General features: G+C 60.5%; 1 protein-coding gene. It reads right to left on the bottom strand.

Annotated elements, in window-relative coordinates; translation table 11 throughout:
- A partial coding sequence (locus MMB74_RS27345; RefSeq protein ID WP_277431717.1) for an IS5 family transposase occupies positions 1-572 on the bottom strand: 572 nt, incomplete at its 3' end.
- Positions 573-661 lie beyond the last annotated feature (89 nt).

Here is a 661-nt window from a genome sequence, read left to right on the forward strand (position 1 = left end):
TTGCTGCGCTTCTCGCCGTGCCAATCCTCGCGTTGGCGAACACCGCCCTCGGGCGGCGTATCGTCATCGGACTTGCTCTTGCGCACGAAGCTTTTATGGCCCGCCCACGCTTGAATCAGTGTGCCGTCGACGCTGAAGTGCTCGCCCGAGAGATGACCGCGTGCATGCGCCGTCTCCACCGTCTCGTTGAACAAACCCACGATGACGTCGTGCGCGAGCAACCGGTCTCGGTTCTTGCTGAACGTCGAGTGGTCCCACACCGCATCGTCCATCGCCAAGCCGACAAACCAACGAAACAGCATGTTGTAGGAGATTTGCTCCATCAGCATGCGCTCGCTGCGAATCGAATACAGCACCTGCAGCAGCAACGCGCGAATCAGCTTCTCGGGCGCGATGCTCGGCCTGCCGCCTTTCGCGTCGCTCTCGTACATGCGCGCGAACACGCCGTCCATGCGCTTCAGAGCGTCGTTCAGCCAGAGGCGAATCGGTCGCAGCGGATGATTGGCCGGAACGAAGTCATCGAGCTTCGCCATCGTGAACATCGTCTCGGTGTAGCCGTCCGCTCCGCGCATCGCTTCGCTCTCAGTGTTGGTCGATTCCTTGTTTCAACGTTTACCCCTCCCGCTCGGATGACGTCTGCGGGAGGTTTTTCAACAGCCTG

Source organism: Trinickia sp. Y13, assembly GCF_029522115.1.
Taxonomy (GTDB): Bacteria; Pseudomonadota; Gammaproteobacteria; order Burkholderiales; family Burkholderiaceae; genus Trinickia.